15 protein-coding genes are annotated in these 14,580 nt (G+C 62.5%); 3 read left to right on the top strand and 12 right to left on the bottom strand.

The features are described from left to right. Window positions 1-118: 118 nt before the first annotated feature. A complete protein-coding gene (locus tag M653_RS0112490; protein ID WP_027143662.1) occupies window positions 119-442 on the bottom strand; it encodes a TfoX/Sxy family protein in 324 nt (107 codons plus the stop codon). A gap of 90 nt (window positions 443-532) precedes the next feature. On the opposite strand from M653_RS0112490, the gene M653_RS0112485 reads away from it, so the two are divergent. After that, window positions 533-1,030: a GFA family protein gene (locus M653_RS0112485; RefSeq protein WP_027143661.1), complete on the top strand. Its 498-nt coding sequence runs from the start codon at window positions 533-535 to the stop codon at window positions 1,028-1,030. Between the two features lie 35 nt (window positions 1,031-1,065). On the opposite strand, the gene sufA is transcribed toward M653_RS0112485, so the two are convergent. The 7 genes from sufA to M653_RS0112450 form a co-directional block, all read right to left on the bottom strand. Next, entirely contained in the window at window positions 1,066-1,446 is a 381-nt protein-coding gene (sufA, locus tag M653_RS0112480; protein WP_027143660.1) for a Fe-S cluster assembly scaffold SufA, read from the bottom strand. Window positions 1,447-1,547: 101 nt separating this feature from the next. After that, window positions 1,548-1,940, bottom strand: coding sequence for an SUF system Fe-S cluster assembly protein (locus M653_RS0112475; protein WP_027143659.1), 393 nt, complete (start codon window positions 1,938-1,940; stop codon window positions 1,548-1,550). A 5-nt stretch (window positions 1,941-1,945) separates the two neighbouring features. After that, window positions 1,946-3,187, bottom strand: a complete 1,242-nt coding sequence (locus M653_RS0112470) for a cysteine desulfurase (RefSeq protein ID WP_027143658.1) — start codon at window positions 3,185-3,187, stop codon at window positions 1,946-1,948. 206 nt (window positions 3,188-3,393) lie between these two features. Then, on the bottom strand, window positions 3,394-4,662 hold the full coding sequence (gene sufD, locus M653_RS0112465) for a Fe-S cluster assembly protein SufD (protein ID WP_027143657.1): 1,269 nt from the start codon (window positions 4,660-4,662) through the stop codon (window positions 3,394-3,396). A 39-nt stretch (window positions 4,663-4,701) separates the two neighbouring features. Continuing rightward, complete coding sequence (gene sufC, locus M653_RS0112460) at window positions 4,702-5,457, bottom strand: Fe-S cluster assembly ATPase SufC (protein WP_027143656.1); 756 nt, start codon at window positions 5,455-5,457, stop codon at window positions 4,702-4,704. Between the two features lie 30 nt (window positions 5,458-5,487). Further along, window positions 5,488-7,005 carry a Fe-S cluster assembly protein SufB gene (gene sufB / locus M653_RS0112455; RefSeq protein ID WP_027143655.1) on the bottom strand — a complete coding sequence of 506 codons (1,518 nt, stop codon included), beginning with the start codon at window positions 7,003-7,005 and terminating at the stop codon, window positions 5,488-5,490. A 215-nt stretch (window positions 7,006-7,220) separates the two neighbouring features. Then, on the bottom strand, window positions 7,221-8,381 hold the full coding sequence (locus tag M653_RS0112450) for a cysteine desulfurase family protein (protein ID WP_027143654.1): 1,161 nt from the start codon (window positions 8,379-8,381) through the stop codon (window positions 7,221-7,223). A gap of 254 nt (window positions 8,382-8,635) precedes the next feature. Here M653_RS0112450 and M653_RS0112445 point away from each other — a divergent pair, with 254 nt between their 5' ends. Further along, window positions 8,636-9,310, top strand: a complete 675-nt coding sequence (locus M653_RS0112445) for an alpha/beta hydrolase (protein ID WP_027028091.1) — start codon at window positions 8,636-8,638, stop codon at window positions 9,308-9,310. Window positions 9,311-9,407: 97 nt separating this feature from the next. Here M653_RS0112445 and M653_RS0112440 read toward each other — a convergent pair whose 3' ends face one another. Genes M653_RS0112440 through M653_RS0112425 form a run of 4 tightly spaced genes read right to left on the bottom strand, consistent with a single transcriptional unit; the run spans window position 9,408 to window position 13,002 of the window. Further along, on the bottom strand, window positions 9,408-10,229 hold the full coding sequence (locus tag M653_RS0112440; protein ID WP_027143653.1) for a phosphatase PAP2 family protein: 822 nt from the start codon (window positions 10,227-10,229) through the stop codon (window positions 9,408-9,410). A 25-nt stretch (window positions 10,230-10,254) separates the two neighbouring features. Then, a complete protein-coding gene (locus M653_RS0112435; protein ID WP_027143652.1) occupies window positions 10,255-11,904 on the bottom strand; it encodes a glycosyltransferase family 39 protein in 1,650 nt (549 codons plus the stop codon). A 38-nt stretch (window positions 11,905-11,942) separates the two neighbouring features. Continuing rightward, entirely contained in the window at window positions 11,943-12,275 is a 333-nt protein-coding gene (locus M653_RS0112430; protein WP_010909058.1) for a lipid-A-disaccharide synthase N-terminal domain-containing protein, read from the bottom strand. After that, on the bottom strand, window positions 12,268-13,002 hold the full coding sequence (locus M653_RS0112425; protein ID WP_027143651.1) for a glycosyltransferase family 2 protein: 735 nt from the start codon (window positions 13,000-13,002) through the stop codon (window positions 12,268-12,270). Before M653_RS0112425 ends, M653_RS0112430 begins: the two co-directional genes overlap by 8 nt. 323 nt (window positions 13,003-13,325) lie before the next feature. Between M653_RS0112425 and tyrS the strand changes: the two genes are divergently transcribed. Then, the gene (gene tyrS, locus M653_RS0112420; protein ID WP_027143650.1) at window positions 13,326-14,579 is read left to right on the top strand and encodes a tyrosine--tRNA ligase; all 1,254 of its coding nucleotides are present in this window, start codon (window positions 13,326-13,328) and stop codon (window positions 14,577-14,579) included. The last annotated feature ends 1 nt before the right edge of the window (window position 14,580 follow it).

Here is a 14,580-nt window from a genome sequence, read left to right as displayed (position 1 = left end):
TCCGACCTCTCCCCGAGGGGAGAGGAGCTTGCAGCGCCGACGCCGACCTCTTCTCCCCTCGGGGAGAAGGTGGCCGCGAAGCGGCCGGATGAGGGGGCGGCCTCGCGCTTGCCGGAATCTACTTCCCCGCGCGCCGCCCCGCCTCATAGGCGCGGCGTGCCCAGACCGTCATTTCGTCCGGATCGTCAAAAGCGCTGTCGGGAATGCTCCAGTAGGGCATTGCCACCAGCTTGCCGTGGCGCGTGCCGGTGTAGGTCCACTGCCGGCAGCCCGCGGCTTCGAAATCCGGTGCGCTTTGCTCGTCGGCTTTCAGCAGCAATTCGCCACGCAGGACAATGGCGACGATGACGCCGTCGAAATAGATGCCCTTGCCGCCGAACAGTTTTCGGATGCTGACCGGACCGAGGCCCTCGAACAGTTCGGCGATGCGTTCATTGTCCATGCCGCGATCATGTCACCGGCATTTGGCCTTGTCATCGCCGCAACCAAAATCATGCTGACAGGTTGAGGCTATCCTGTCGGAGATTTTGCCATGCCTGTGCTGCTCAAGGGGTCCTGTCGCTGCAACGCCGTGCGTTTCGAAGTGGAAAGCCACACGCCCGTGCCGTTCATGCTGTGCTACTGCTCGATCTGCCGCAAGCAGCAGGGCGGCGGCGGTTTCGCCATCAATCTCGGCGCCGACTACGAAACGCTGAACATCAGGGGCAAGAGAAACCTTGGCGTCTATCGCGCCGAGATCGAGGACGACGAGCATCCCAACTGCGAGGTCTCGACCGGCGAGCGCAATTTTTGCCGCAAATGCGGCTCAGCGCTGTGGCTCTACGACCCGACCTGGCCGGAACTGGTGCATCCCTTCGCCTCGGCGATCGACAGCGACCTGCCGAAGCCGCCCGAAAAAGTGCATCTGATGCTGAAATACAAGGCGAACTGGGTCGAGCCCGATATCGGGCCGAAGGACAAGGTGTTCGACGTCTATCCCGAGGAATCGATCGCCGGCTGGCACAAGCGGACAGGCATGTGGGTGGATTAGCTTTCTTCACGCCGTAAACGGGGCGAAGGAAATGCTCAGGCCGAAGCGCGCGCCTCGGCCAAGGCTTTCAGATCGGCCGGCTTCAATTCGACCGATTCGCCGCAGCCGCAGGCCGAGCTCTGGTTCGGGTTGCGGAAGGTGAAGCCGGTGCGCAGCGTCGTCTGCTCGAAATCCATCTCGGTGCCGAACAGGAAAAGGGCGGCCTCGGGCGCGACGTAGACATGGGCGCCGTCGCGTTCGATGTGGTCGTCCTTGGCGTTGGGCTCGGTCACCAGATCGACCGTATATTCCATGCCGGCGCAGCCGCCCTTCTTGATGCCTAGGCGAATGCCATGCGCGTTATCGCGCGTGGCGACGATCTCGCGCACCCGGTCGGCGGCCTTTTCGGTCATCGTGATGACGGCAAAGCGTCCCATGTTTTTCCTTCTCCATTCTGTGCAGGTTCAAGGCCTGCCGAATGATTCCTCACCTAAAATGGTGAAGTTTTACCACTGGCGCAAGTGTACTGGGCTCGGTGCTAGTACCAGCCCACCGCGACCTGCGCCTCTTCCGACATGCGGTCGGGCGTCCAGGGCGGATCGAAAGTCATGTTGACCTCGACCCCGGACACGCCTTCGACGGCGCCCACGGCGTTCTCCACCCAGCCAGGCATTTCGCCGGCAACCGGGCAGCCGGGCGCGGTCAGCGTCATGTCGATCTTGACCGAGCGGTCGTCCTCGACGTCGATCTTGTAGACGAGGCCGAGCTCGTAAATATCGGCCGGAATTTCCGGGTCGTAGACCGTCTTCAGCGCCGAGACGATGTCATCGGTCAGCCGCGCCAGTTCATCGGCCGGGATGGCCGAGGCGGAAACGACGCTGTTGCCGGCGGTTTCCGGCGTAGCTTCGGTGGTGGTGCTCACATCATCCATGGTCGTCACCCGAAAAACTTGCGCGCTTTTTCAAGCGCCTCGGCCAAAGCGTCGACTTCGGCCCTGGTATTATACATGCCGAACGATGCCCTGCATGTGGAGGTTACGCCAAAGCGTTTCAACAGCGGCTGGGCGCAATGGGTGCCCGCGCGGACAGCCACGCCTTGCCTGTCTATCACCATCGACACGTCATGGGCATGAATACCTCTTAGTTCGAAGGAGATGATGGCGCCCTTGCCAGGCGCATCACCGAAGATGCGCAGCGAATTGATGGCGCGCAGGCGCTCATGGGCATAATTCTTGAGGTCTTCCTCGTGTGCCGCGATGCGCTCACGGCCGACAGAGTCCATGTAGTCGAGCGCGGCACCCAGTCCGATCGCCTGGACGATTGGCGGCGTGCCGGCCTCGAAGCGATGCGGCGGGTCGTTGTAGGTGACGATATCTTCCGTCACCTCCTCGATCATCTCGCCGCCGCCCATGAAGGGCCGCATGCCGGCGAGACTATCCTTCTTGCCGTAGAGCACGCCGATGCCCGAGGGGCCGTAGACCTTGTGGCCGGTAAAGACGAAGAAATCGCAGTCGAGATCCTGCACGTCAATGGGCATGTGCACGGCGCTCTGGCTGCCGTCGACAAGCACCGGAATGCCGCGGGCGTGAGCGATCCGGACAATCTCCTTGATTGGCGTCACCGTGCCCAGCGCATTCGACATCTGCGTGATGGCGACCAGCTTGGTGCGGTCGGTCAGGCGTTTTTCGAATTCCTCGATGTGGAAGACGCCGAGGTCGTCGACCGGCACCCAGACCAGCTTGGCGCCCTGGCGTTCGCGGATGAAATGCCACGGCACGATGTTGGAATGGTGCTCCATGATCGACAGCACGATCTCGTCGCCCTCGCCGATATTGGGCATGCCATAGCCATAGGCGACGGTGTTGATCGCCGAGGTCGTGTTCGAGGTGAAGACGATGTTGTCGGTGCTTGGCGCGTTGAGGAACCGGCGCACCGTTTCTCGCGCCTTCTCATAGGCGTCGGTAGCGGCATTGGAGAGGAAATGCAGGCCGCGATGGACGTTGGCATATTCCTGGCTGTAGGCGTGCTGGATGGTGCCGAGCACCACCTGCGGCTTCTGTGCCGAGGCGCCGTTGTCGAGATAGACGAGCGGCTTGCCATAGACTTCGCGCGACAGAATCGGAAAGTCACGGCGGATCGCCTCGACGTCGTAGGGGGTGGTTTCGATCTTCTGGTCCATCACAACTTCATCGCCTCATTCTGCCGCGCACCCCTCATCCGACCGCTTCGCGGCCACCGCCCAGGGCGAGTCACTTGCCTCGTCCGCCCTTCAGGCCCCACAATGGGAGAAGGAAGAGCGCTTTACCTTCTCCCCTTGTGGGAGAAGGTGGATTGGCGCGCAGCGCCAAGACGGATGAGGGGTGGCTTAGCCAGGCCCCATCCACTTCACCCGTGCGTCACGAACCACTCATCGAGCCGCGCTTCCAGCGCCTCGACGATCGCTTCGTCATCCAGTTCCTCGATCACCTCGGCGACGAACGCCTTGACGAGCAACCCCCGCGCGCTCTTTTCGTCGACGCCGCGCGCCATCAGGTAGAACAAATGATCGTGGTCGATCTCGGTGACCGTCGCGCCATGGCCGCAGACGACGTCGTCGGCAAAGATCTCGAGCTCCGGCTTGGTCGAGAACTCGCCATCGTCCGACAAAAGCAGCGTGTTGCAAGCCATCTTGGCGTTGGTCTTCTGCGCATATTGATGGACGTTGATGCGGCCCTGGAACACGCCCCGCGCCTTGCCGGTCACCACATTGCGGATGACCTCGGTCGATGTCGTATGCGGCACGGCATGGTCGAGCACCATGGTGACGTCGGTATGGGTGTCGCCGGCCAGAAGATTGATGCCGCGCAGCTTGAAGTCGGCGCCTTCGCCCGTCGTCTTGACCATGACTTCCTGGCGCACCAGCCTGCCGCCGGCGTTCATGACGAACAGCGTCAGTTTGGCATCCTTGCCGATATGGGCCTTGAACTGCGCCAGATGTGTCGCCGTATCCGGCTGCTCCTGGACGATCAGCCAGGTCACCTCGGCGCCCTCGCCAAGCACGAGCTGGCTGACCGAGCTCGTCAGCGCCGCGCCCTCGCCGGCCTGACGCTCGACGATGACCGCCTTGGCGCCGGCGCCAACCCGCACCGGCAGGCGCACATGGGTCTGGCCACCGGCCTGCAGGTTCTGCAGCTCGATCGGCTTTTCCAATTCAATACCGTCGGCGATATCGACAAAATAGCCGTCGGCAACGAAGGCCGTGTTCAGCGCGCCTATGGCATCGTCGCTGCCATAGGGATCGAGCCCCGGCGCTATGCTGCCGTCGGTCAGCTTTTCGGACAGACGCTGGACGCTGACGCCGTCGACGACCGGCGCCTTGGCGCTTGATACGCCGTTCAACAGGATGAGGACCGTCGAACCCTCGACGATTGGCGCGATGGCTTGCGCGGCGGCGGCCGGATCGAAGTCCGGCACCGCACTCAGCAGCCGGCGCAGGTCTGTATAGTGCCAGGATTCGATGCGCCGCGTCGGCAGGCCGTGCTTGACCGCCTCGATGGCGTCATCACGCTTCAGCATCACCGCGCCGTCTCCCGGCAAAAGCGACAGCCGTTCGCCGAAGGCGTCGATCAACGCTGTCTCGGCCGGTGTCCGCTGCGGTTGTGTGTGCATATTCATCAGTCTCGCCTGTCTTTTGGAACAAAATGACTTGGCACGTTACGCGGCTTGCCCGATGACGCCGGCATAGCCGTTCGCTTCAAGATCGAGCGCCAGCGACTTGTCGCCCGACTTGATGACCTGGCCCCTGTAGAGCACATGCACGCTATCAGGCACGATGTGTTCGAGCAGGCGCTGGTAGTGGGTGATAACCAGGAACGCCCTGTCCGGCGAGCGCAGTGCGTTGACGCCATCCGAGACAATCTTCAGCGCATCGATGTCGAGGCCGGAATCGGTCTCGTCGAGCACGCACAGTTTCGGCTCCAGCAGCTTCATCTGCAGGATCTCGGCGCGCTTCTTCTCGCCGCCGGAGAAGCCGACATTGAGTGGCCGCTTCAGCATCGCCATGTCCATGCTGAGCGAGGCGGCGGCTTCCTTCACCCGCTTCAGGAATTCCGGGATCTTCAGCGGTTCCTCGCCGCGCGCCTTGCGCTGCTCGTTCATCGCCACCTTGAGGAATTCCATGGTCGCCACGCCCGGTATTTCCATCGGATATTGGAAGGCGAGGAAGATGCCGGAAGTGGCGCGCTCGGCCGGGTCCATTTCGAGGATCGACTGACCGTTGTAGAGGATGTCGCCCTCGGTCACCTCATAGTCCTCGCGGCCGGCGAGGATGTAGGAGAGCGTCGATTTGCCCGACCCGTTCGGCCCCATGATCGCGGCGACCTCGCCGGCTTTCACCGTCAGGTTCAGGCCCCGAATGATCTCAGTGCCGTCATCGACGATGCGGGCGTGCAGGTTCTTGATCTCAAGCATTTTTGTTTCCTGAATATTTGTCCGGGCCGGTCAGCCCACCGAGCCTTCCAGCGAGATGCCGATCAGCTTCTGCGCCTCTACGGCAAACTCCATCGGCAGCTGCTGGATGACATCCTTGACGAAGCCGTTCACGATCAGTGCGATGGCTTCCTCTTCCGGGATGCCGCGCTGCATGACGTAGAACTTCTGGTCCTCTGATATTTTCGACGTCGTCGCCTCATGCTCGAACTGCGCCGTCGAGTTCTTGGCTTCCATGTAAGGCACGGTGTGCGCGCCGCACTGGTCGCCGATCAGCAGCGAGTCGCAATTGGTGAAGTTGCGGGCGTTGGTCGCCTTGCGGTGCGCCGAGACCTGGCCGCGATAGGTGTTCTGCGAGAAGCCGGCGGCTATGCCCTTGGAGATGATGCGGCTCGACGTGTTCTTGCCGAGATGGATCATCTTGGTGCCGCTATCGACCTGCTGGTAGCCGTTCGACACGGCAATCGAATAGAACTCGCCCGAGGAATCGTCGCCGCGCAGGATGCAGCTCGGATATTTCCAGGTGATCGCCGAACCGGTCTCGACCTGCGTCCACGAGATCTTCGAACGATGGCCACGGCAGTCGCCGCGCTTGGTGACGAAGTTGTAGATGCCGCCCTTGCCCTCGGCGTCGCCGGGGTACCAGTTCTGCACCGTCGAATACTTGATCTCGGCATCGTCGAGCGCGACCAGTTCGACCACGGCGGCATGCAACTGGTTCTCGTCGCGCTGCGGCGCCGTGCAGCCCTCGAGATAGGAGACGTAGGCCCCCTCCTCGGCGATGATCAGCGTGCGCTCGAACTGGCCGGTGTTCTTCTCGTTCATACGGAAATAGGTCGACAGCTCCATCGGGCAGCGCACGCCCTTGGGCACGAAGACGAACGAGCCGTCGGTGAACACGGCCGAATTCAGCGTGGCGTAAAAATTGTCGGAAGTCGGCACGACCGAGCCGAGATATTTCTTGACCAGTTCTGGATGCTCGCGGATCGCTTCGGAGATCGAGCAGAAGATGACGCCGGCCTGCGCCAGCTCCTTCTTGAAGGTGGTGACGACGGACACGGAATCGAACACGGCGTCGACGGCGACGCGGCCCGATTTATAGACATTGTCACTGACTTCCTCGAGCTCCGAGGCGTCGGTCTTCTGCACGCCGGCGAGGATTTCCTGCTCCTTCAACGGAATGCCGAGCTTCTCGTAGACTTTCAAGATCTCGGGATCGACGTCGCTGAGCGAAGTCGGTCCGGGCGTGCTCTTGGGCGCCGCGTAATAGTAGATGTCCTGGAAATCGATCTTGGGATAGTTGACGCGCGCCCAGGTCGGCTCTTCCAGCGTCAGCCAACGCCGATAGGCTTCGAGGCGCCATTCCAGCATCCAGGACGGTTCGTCCTTCTTGGCCGAAATGAAACGGATGATGTCTTCGCTCAGACCCTTGGGAGCCTTGTCGACAGCGATCTCGGTCTGGAATCCGTATTTGTATTGGTCGACGTCGATCTTTCGGACCCGATCGATCGTGTCCTGCACAGCAGGCATATGCGTTCTCCATCCACGCCGGGGTCAAGGCCCGACAGTTTTCAAACTATGGCACCGCCAAATGAACGCCCGAGAAGCGTCCGCGGCAGCGTAAGTTTCATATAGTGCGCCTCGACCGGAAATTCACCCGGCCAGCATGAAACGCACGGCTCTACCAGGCCGAAGCCTGATCCTTTTTCTCAAGCATCGGATTTCCCGGTCCGATGCCCCAACCGCTACGCGGCCTTCTCTCTACCCGCCCGACGCGCGGCAATGCTTGCCAGCGCGGTGCGGAACAGTTCGATGTCCTCGTCGGCGGTCGCGGCACCGACCGACACGCGCAAGGCACCAAGGCTGTCGCCGTGTCCCATGGCCTTCAGCACATGGCTCGGCCCGACCTTGCCCGACGAGCACGCGGAACCGGCGGAAAGCGCCACGCCCGCCAGATCGAAGGCGATCTGGGTGGTTTCGGCTTTGACGCCGGGAATAGCGAAGAATGTCGTGTTGGCAAGCCTTGGAGCGCCGGCTCCGAAGATTTCCACGTCCGGCACCAGCGTCTTGATTGACGTTTCGAGCTCATCGCGACGCTGACGCACGGCGCCGATAGCCTCCAACCCGGCCAGCGCTTCTCGCGCGGCGGCGCCAAAACCGGCAATGCCGGGCAAGTTCTCGGTGCCGCCACGGTGGCCCTTTTCCTGGCCGCCGCCATTGATCAGCGGCCTCGGCATCATCAGGTCGGCAGCAGCAACGATGGCGCCGGCGCCCTTGGGGCCGCCGATCTTATGCGAGGACAGAATCACATAGTCGGCGTATCCGGCCGACATATCGATCGAAACGCGGCCCGCGGCCTGAACGGCATCGACGACAAGAATGCCGCCCGCCGCCCTGACGATCTCCGCAATGCGGTCGATGGGCTGGATGACGCCGGTTTCGTTGTTGGCGGCGTGGATCGCGACCAACGGCAAGCCATCGGCCTTGTCGTGACCGCCGAGCGCTGCCGTCAAGGCGTCGAGACTGACGATGCCATCAGCGCCGACACCGAACCGCGTCACCAGGTTTGCCGGAAAGCGTCCGCCATTCAGCAGGCACGGATGGTCGGCCTCGCAGACGTAGAGCCGGCTCATGCGAATGGCGCCGCGCCCCATCTGCCAGTCCGGCGTCAGCAGTGTCGAGGCGGCCTCGGTCGCACCCGAGGTGAAGACGACATGTTCGGCCTTGCCGTTGACCAATGCCGCCACGTCGCGCCTGACATTGTCGACCAGCCTGCGCGCGGCGCGCCCCTCGGCATGGACCGACGAGGGGTTGGCTGCGTCAAACGCCGCGACCATGGCCTCGCGCGCCGCTGAAAGCAGCGGCGCGCTGGCATTATAGTCGAGATAGGCGCGTATCGCGGCCATTTTCGTCCAGTTCTTCCCGTCAAAAGCCATTCCGCCGACGTATGGCGTTATTTCCTTGAAATTCCAAGGCAAGCCGTCCTATTTACGCGGCTTGCGGCGAGTGCGACCGGGCGATTGCGTTTCGGCCACCCAGTTTTGAACAATTCTAAACTAGCTTCTAGGAAGACGCTCGCCCTGCGTCAAGGTCTGTGGAAGCGGGGCCAGAGCAAGAGTTCCGGGCGCCGCGCATTTGTATATGTCACGTGGAGTATTTCATGCCTGAGGTCATTTTTACCGGTCCGGCCGGCCGCCTGGAGGGACGCTACCAGCCCTCGAAGGAAAAGAGCGCGCCGATTGCCATCGTGTTGCATCCGCACCCGCAGTTCGGCGGTACGATGAACAACAAGATCGTCTATGACCTCTTCTACATGTTTCAGAAGCGCGATTTCACCACCCTGCGCTTCAATTTTCGCGGCATCGGCCGCAGCCAGGGCGAGTTCGACCACGGCACCGGCGAGTTGTCGGACGCGGCGGCCGCGTTGGACTGGGTGCAATCGCTGCATCCGGATTCCAAGAGCTGCTGGGTGGCCGGCTATTCCTTCGGTTCGTGGATCGGCATGCAACTCCTGATGCGCCGGCCCGAGATCGAGGGCTTCATCTCGATCGCGCCGCAGCCCAACACCTATGATTTCTCCTTCCTGGCGCCCTGCCCGTCCTCGGGCCTGATCATCCATGGCGATGCCGACAAGGTGGCGCCGCCGAAGGATGTGCAAGGCCTGGTCGACAAGCTGCACACGCAAAAGGGCATCACCATCACGCAGAAGACCCTGCCCGGCGCCAACCATTTCTTCGCCAACGACGCCGACGTGCTGATCGAGGAATGCGCCGACTATCTCGATCGCCGGCTGGCCGGTGAATTGTCCGATCCGCGGCCGAAGCGGCTGCGTTAAGACATTAGGCGATCCGTATCCCCGGGCTATGAGCGGGCGGGCAAGGCCCGCCCCCTCGACATGAGGCCGCCGCGGTGCGGACGGGTCCGGCAGCGACCTATTTTTCCGGGGCAATAAGCCGGAACGATGGCTTGCGGACCGGCAATCCTGAAGGTGCTGGCCTGAAGATGAAGCCGAGCCTGGCAAAGACCAGTCCGCACGCCAGCGCGAAGGCGCAGCCGAGGCCGAAGCCGGCAACGGTGTCGCTCGGATAGTGCGCGCCGACGAAGACCCTGGTCGAGGCGATGCAGGCCGTGACCACCAAGGCGATGTACCAACGCCGCGGAAACAAAAGCAGCAGGATGCCGAACACGGCGCCCATCGTCGTGGCATGGCCGGAGGGAAAGCCGGCAAAGCGCGCATCGAAGGCAAAAGGGTGCAGCGCAAGGACACCGAAATCCTGAAAATAGAGCGGGCGGGCCCTGCCAATGGCATATTTGAGGACATTAACCGTCAGGCCGGACAGGCCAACGGCGCTCAGCACCAGGAAAGCCAGGCAGGTCCAACTGTAGACCAGCATCAGCGCGCGCCGCGAAAGGCTTCGCCAATCCGTCAGATTGGCCGCGACAAGCAGCAGCGCGGACGGGACGAGATACCAGCCGCCCAGTCCGAACTGCGTGAAGAACTCGGCAAGCCTGGCGGCGCCCGCCGACCACTGGCCATGTGCTACTCCTGCCGGCGTATCGAGACGGACAAAGGCCGCGGCCGTCAGAAAGACCCAGACCAGGCCCCAGGCCCACCATGCGATGTTGGGATTGCGAGCGGGGCGAACGGCAAGGCGCCGTCTGGCGATCTGCAGGGTGTCACGAAAATTGCCGAGGGACCGGCGTCCTATCCCGAGGAGCGAACCGTAAACTGGAGGGCGCGGTTTCACGAGCATTGGGAACTCGACCCCATCATCGAAGTCATTGCGCTATACGGTAGAGACCGAGCGACAGTTTGTCTCCCGACGAATAGTTGAGGCCGTCGACTTCGGCGAGGCGGTTCGCCGACTTGCCTTGCACCGACAGCATGCCATTCAATTTCTGCTCGTCGCCGATCGGCACCAGGCCCAAGGAGCAAGCGGGATCGCCGAGCAGATGTTCCGCCACGCCCCCGACATCGGTCAGCACCGTTTTCGTGCCGACCAGGAACACCAGGCTCGGCTCCTGATAACGCGCCGAGGCCAGCACGGTCGTGTCGCAAGGTTTGTTGGCGCGCACCGCGTCCCTGATTGCCGGGCTCAGCCAGATCGGCTTCAGGGACGGGGCGATGACGCCGAACAGCAAGGCGTAGGCGATGCCCGCACAGGCGGCGGTGGCGCCGATGCGGGGCAGCGGCACCTGCAACTGCCGCGAAAACGCGAAATAGCCCGCGCCGAGTGCGGCCGCGGCCGCCGGAATGCTCCACCAGGAAAAAGTGTGGGTAAGGTAGATCGGCGCTCCGATGCAGACCGCCGCCAGGCCCAGACTGACCACGACAAGACCGAATGCGGTCGACCACCACAACCATTGCTGCCAGCGACTGAGCGGCGCATTGGCGTCCTGCGGCTGCAATGTCAGCAGCCAGCCGATCAGCAGCGCCATGCCGGGATAGGCGGGCAGGACATAATGCGGCAGCTTGGTGGGAATGAGTTCGAAAACGAGCCAGAACGGAATGTACCAGGCGAGGCAGAAGCGAAGCCTGACATCGTCGCGCATGCGGTTGAGGGCCTGCAGGCCAGCGCCTACCGCGATCAGGCCGAACGGCCACATGAACAGCGAATAGGTCAGCATGTAGAAGCCGGGCGGCAGGCCGTGCGATTCCGCGCCCGACGCGACCTTGCCGAGCATGTCCTTGCCGACCGCCTGCTGCAGGAAAGCACCGTGGCTCTTCCAGGTGATCGCGGCGAGCCAGGGCAGAGCAATCACCAAGACGAGTAGCAGGCCGCGCCCAACCCTGAGCTTCGACAGCCAACGCCCTTCGCGCTCGAAGGCAAACAGCACGGCGATGGTCAGCGCCGACAGCAGCGGCGCGATCGGTCCCTTGATCAGGATCGCGGCGCCTTGCGCGATCCAGAAGATCCACCAGAGATGGCCGGCGACCGCTTCATTGCGGCGCGATGCGAGATAAATCTGCGCCAGCGCGCCTTGCGCCGCAACGCAGCAGGCCAGCAGCATCGCATCGGTCTTGGCGTCGCGGCCCTCGAAAGCCGTGGCGAAGATCGCGGCCATCACCAGGCCGGCCACGAGACCGGCATTGGCACCGAAAAGATTGGTCCCTGTCCAGGCAATCGCCAGCACGGCAAGGGCAATGCCAAGTGCCGAAACGGTGCGATAGACCCAGATCGGTGCCTCGGCCCCCTGCCCGCTCAGCGCCACGGCCGCCGATTGCAGCCAGTAGATGCCGATCGGCTTCTGGTAGCGCGAGGTCTCCTGGAAGCGGATGTCGACATAGTCGCCGCTCTCGACCATCTGCTTGGAGGCCTGGACGAAGCGGGGCTCGTCACGGTCGACTGGCGGCATGGATGCCAAGCCTGAAGCCGTCATCACCAGGCTGAACAGGAAGAGGAAGATGTAGTTCCTGTTCAACGCCATTTCTGAGTCTCTCCGATCATTTCTTTTTGGGCGGTTGCTCAATCGACCTTGGTCATCGCCGCCTTGCGCTCATTGGCGATCAGCCAGAGATTTCTGATGTAGATGAACATGCCCATGGCCTGCCCGGCGATGAACACCGGATCCTGGCGCTGAATGGCATAAATCAGAAGCAGGCCGCCGCCGAACAGGGAGAAGAACCAGAAGGCCACCGGCACGACGCTGCGCTTGGCCTTTTCCGAGGCCAGCCACTGCACGACGAAGCGCATGGTGAAGAAGAACTGGGCGACGAAGCCGAGCAGGATCCACGCATCGAACTGCTTGATGAAAACCTGATGAAGCCAGGTTCCCAGTTCCTGAAGCACATTAAACACGCTTGATTTCCTCTATTTTTGGCATTCTGCGGCGCCTGCGGCGCAACCACCAGACACCGCAGAGATCGAGCACACCCTGCAGGCCGCGATCGAAAATGCCGTAATTCGATTTGCCGTGCCGGCGCGAGCGGTCGACGACATCGCAATGCACGACGCGATACCCCTCCTGGATGACCAGGGCCGGAACGAAGCGATGGGTGCCGTCGAAGAACGGCAGTTTGCGCAGGATATCGGTATGAACCGCCTTCAGGCCACAGCCGGTGTCGCGCGTCTCGTCATGCAGGATGGCGTTTCGCAGCCAGTTGGCGAAACGCGACGCCAATTGTTTGACCTTGCTGTCGCGGCGCTTGAGGCGCTGCCCTTGCGCGGCGCCGAAATCGGGCCCGGCTTGGCGCAGCGCATCGACCAGCACCGGAATGTACTGCGGATCGTTCTGGCCGTCGCCGTCGATGGTCGCGACGATGCCGCCGCGCGCCGCCCAGGCGCCCGAACGCACCGAAAGGCTCTGGCCGGCGGACTTCCGATGCCGCAATTCGCGTAGCGGAAACGGGCGTCGCGCCGCCTGTTCGGCGAGCACGGCAGCCGTCTCGTCGGTCGAGCCGTCATTGACGATGATCAGTTCGAAGTCGCGGCCGGCCATCGCCGCCTCGATCTCGTCGATCAGCAGTGGCAGGTTTGCCGCCTCGTTCCTGCAAGGAATGACAATGGATATCAATGCGTCCGGCATGTCGCGTCGGGGCTCTGTCGTCGGATATGGCATTTTATGGATGCCGTGCGGTGCCGCTTGAGGTCGTGGACTGTTAGAACCTTGTGGCGCGGCGCCTCATTACGCCAGCCGAAACAATGAAGCAAGCATTGCGGCCGGACCGCCGCTGGCACCATCCGCGCGGCCGCAAAACCGGAATCCACTTTTGCTGATCGCCAACTCTTGCTTGGCGCGCGATCCGGCGCAAAACCGGAATCCACTTTTGCTGATCGCGCTTGGGTGCTAAACGCGCGCGTTCACATATGCCCGCCACGGACCGTGGCGTACGCTTCGGGAAAGAAAACATGCCTGCCTTCAAATCCGATTTCCTGCGCACGATGAGCGAGCGCGGTTTCATCCACCAGACCTCGGATGGTGCCGGTCTCGACACTATTTTCGCCAAGGAAACGGTGACGGCCTATATCGGCTTCGACGCCACGGCCAAGAGCCTGCATGCCGGCTCGCTGATCCAGATCATGATGCTGCATTGGCTGCAGCAGACCGGCCACCGGCCGATCGCGCTGATGGGCGGCGGCACGTCGATGATCGGCGACCCCTCCTTCAAGGACGAGGCGCGCAAGCTTTTGACGCCTGCGGATATCGACGCCAATCTCGCCGGTATCCGCCGCAACTTCATGCCCTACCTCAAATTCGGCGGCGGTCCGAACGACGCGGTCATGATCAACAATGCCGACTGGCTGATGGAGATCAACTACGTCAATTTCCTGCGCGATGTCGGGCGGCACTTTTCCGTCAACCGCATGCTTGCGTTTGATTCCGTCAAGTTGCGGCTCGATCGCGAGCAATCGCTGTCGTTCCTCGAATTCAACTACATGATCCTGCAGGCCTATGATTTCGTCGAACTCTACAAGCGCCTCGGCTGCCGCCTGCAGATGGGCGGCTCCGACCAATGGGGCAACATCATCAACGGCATCGATCTCGGCCGCCGCATGGAGGATGCGCAACTCTACGCACTGACCACGCCGCTGCTCACCACCTCGTCCGGCGCCAAGATGGGCAAGTCGGCCTCGGGCGCGGTCTGGCTCGATCCGGAGATGCTGAGCCCCTACGAATTCTGGCAGTACTGGCGCAACACCGAGGATGCCGACGTTGCCCGGTTCCTGAAACTCTACACCACGCTGCCTTTGGAAGAGGTCGCACGGCTCGAGCGGCTGGGCGGTTCCGAGATCAACGAGGCAAAGAAGATCCTCGCTACCGAGATCACCGCTCATCTGCATGGCCGCGCGGCCGCCGAACAGGCCAGCGAGACGGCGCGCAAGACCTTCGAGGAAGGCGCGCTCGCCGACACGTTGCCGACCGTCGAGACGGACAAGGCCGCGCTCGAAGCCGGCGTCGGCATCCTGTCGCTGTTGGTCAGCGCGGGGTTGGCTTCATCCAACGGCGAGGCACGGCGGCACATCCAGGGTGGCGCCGTGCGCCTGAACGACCAGCCGGTAAGCGACGACCGTCGACTGGTCACGCTTCAGGATTTGAGTCCGGAAAACGTCGTAAAGCTTTCATTGGGCAAGAAAAAACACATCCTGGTGAGACCGGCCTGAG

It is taken from the genome of Mesorhizobium sp. WSM3626 (assembly GCF_000513935.1).
GTDB lineage: Bacteria > Pseudomonadota > Alphaproteobacteria > Rhizobiales > Rhizobiaceae > Mesorhizobium > Mesorhizobium salmacidum.
The sequence above is the reverse complement of the archived record's forward strand: the minus strand, read 5'-3'. Positions and strand labels throughout refer to the sequence as shown.

Bases quoted from the DNA above. Each gene is read 5' to 3' on its own strand.
- M653_RS0112485 (WP_027143661.1), top strand. From the start codon at position 533: ATGCCTGTGCTGCTCAAGGGGTCCTGTCGCTGCAACGCCGTGCGTTTC.
- M653_RS0112440 (WP_027143653.1), bottom strand. From the start codon at position 10,229: ATGCTCGTGAAACCGCGCCCTCCAGTTTACGGTTCGCTCCTCGGGATA.
- sufB (WP_027143655.1), bottom strand. From the start codon at position 7,005: ATGCCTGCTGTGCAGGACACGATCGATCGGGTCCGAAAGATCGACGTC.
- M653_RS0112445 (WP_027028091.1), top strand. From the start codon at position 8,636: ATGCCTGAGGTCATTTTTACCGGTCCGGCCGGCCGCCTGGAGGGACGC.
- M653_RS0112490 (WP_027143662.1), bottom strand. From the start codon at position 442: ATGGACAATGAACGCATCGCCGAACTGTTCGAGGGCCTCGGTCCGGTC.
- M653_RS0112475 (WP_027143659.1), bottom strand. From the start codon at position 1,940: ATGGATGATGTGAGCACCACCACCGAAGCTACGCCGGAAACCGCCGGC.
- M653_RS0112450 (WP_027143654.1), bottom strand. From the start codon at position 8,381: ATGGCCGCGATACGCGCCTATCTCGACTATAATGCCAGCGCGCCGCTG.
- M653_RS0112435 (WP_027143652.1), bottom strand. From the start codon at position 11,904: ATGGCGTTGAACAGGAACTACATCTTCCTCTTCCTGTTCAGCCTGGTG.
- sufD (WP_027143657.1), bottom strand. From the start codon at position 4,662: ATGAATATGCACACACAACCGCAGCGGACACCGGCCGAGACAGCGTTG.
- M653_RS0112425 (WP_027143651.1), bottom strand. From the start codon at position 13,002: ATGCCGGACGCATTGATATCCATTGTCATTCCTTGCAGGAACGAGGCG.
- sufA (WP_027143660.1), bottom strand. From the start codon at position 1,446: ATGGGACGCTTTGCCGTCATCACGATGACCGAAAAGGCCGCCGACCGG.
- M653_RS0112470 (WP_027143658.1), bottom strand. From the start codon at position 3,187: ATGGACCAGAAGATCGAAACCACCCCCTACGACGTCGAGGCGATCCGC.
- tyrS (WP_027143650.1), top strand. From the start codon at position 13,326: ATGCCTGCCTTCAAATCCGATTTCCTGCGCACGATGAGCGAGCGCGGT.
- sufC (WP_027143656.1), bottom strand. From the start codon at position 5,457: ATGCTTGAGATCAAGAACCTGCACGCCCGCATCGTCGATGACGGCACT.